General features: G+C 46.8%; 1 protein-coding gene. It reads right to left on the reverse strand.

Annotation, left to right across the window (positions count from 1 at the left end; all coding sequences use genetic code 11):
* The coding region (locus tag HMPREF2710_RS09325) for an ATP-binding cassette domain-containing protein (protein ID WP_168163099.1) at positions 1 to 1,259 on the reverse strand (1,259 nt) is incomplete at its 3' end.
* Positions 1,260 to 1,401: the final 142 nt, after the last annotated feature.

Here is a 1,401-nt window from a genome sequence, read left to right on the forward strand (position 1 = left end):
TCATAACGGCCGTAGTCTTGACTCACCAAACCCACATTTGCCAACAAATCATCAGGTGATATGTCCTGTACCGACGTACCTCCCATGAGGATGTCTCCACTGGAGGGCTTAAGCATGCCCATGAGTGCATTTACTAGGGTTGTCTTTCCCGATCCGCTGGGCCCGACAATACCAATCATCTGCCCGGAACCAAAAGTGAGATTGATGTTTTTAAGAGCTAAAGAATCAGCTTTTGGATACTGGATAGCAAGATTCCTAATGGAAACGCTGCAGATTTCGGGGTAGGTATCGGCAACCGAATTTTTCTGCTTGGGCTGTGCGCTAGAAATAAACTTTCGATATATATCAATTGCGTTTGACCCCGCTGCCATCGAGCTAAGGTCGCTTCCCATCGAGCCAAGCGAGACTATAGCCGAGGTAATACCTATAACAGCTCCAGCAAGAGCACCGGGAGCCGGCACCGAGGCCGCTAGAAAAATAAGGGCTAAAGCTAGCAATGCAGCGCTTATAAAACCAACAATTGTATATATTCTGAGGATGTAACGAGCTAGGCCAATTTCCTCCTCACCGGATTTTTTCCGTTCTTGATTAGCGCGACGCGCAAAGAATGAACGAGCATTAAGAATTGCAAGCTCACGAGCAGTAGTTATTTGCGCAATCTGGTTAGTACTATGCCACGCGTTGTAGCTATATGAATATATTTTTTCCATTGCCTCAGCATTCTTACTCGAATAGAGATGTGACATAAAGGCAACAGGAATCATGCCTGCAAGCATGCAGAGTGAAGCATATACATTGATCTTTCCTACGGAATAACTAAGAGCTCCCGTCGAAAAAATGATGAATATCAGAGCACCCATAGTGGAAACTTGAGACCCCAGGCTCCCCCCTGTCACAGCTTCATGAGCTGCCCTTGATGAGCGAGCATAATCACCGCTCGCGATTTCCTGAGAAGAACAAGTCGCCAGACGAGAAGATACATTCTGAATACCCGTACTTGACATTCGAGAATTTAGAATCATACGCAGAGAGTCTGATGCTTGTCCCAGGGCAATGTATCCTGCCAGCACAAAACTAACCCCCAGCGCTAGCGGGAGCACTTCATCCTGGCTCTGGCCCAAATGCTCAACAAGTCTAGTGACAGCCTCCATCTGCAGAGCAGGGAATAGTGATAGGCACACAACAGACACTAGATAGGAAACGGTCCATACGGGGTGATTTTTGAAAGCATAAACCACGGACCAAACAGTATTAGCCATAATCTTACGCATCTTTATAGTCCCTTTCAGCGGAAGTTTTGCGCCCTGCAGAATCTTCAGAGATCTGATTTTTGAAAATTTCCATAAACTTTCCCTCTGCCTTCAGTAGCTCCCGGTAGGTTCCTTGCTCCACCACACACCC

This window comes from Rothia sp. HMSC069D01 (assembly GCF_001810135.1).
GTDB lineage: Bacteria > Actinomycetota > Actinomycetes > Actinomycetales > Micrococcaceae > Rothia.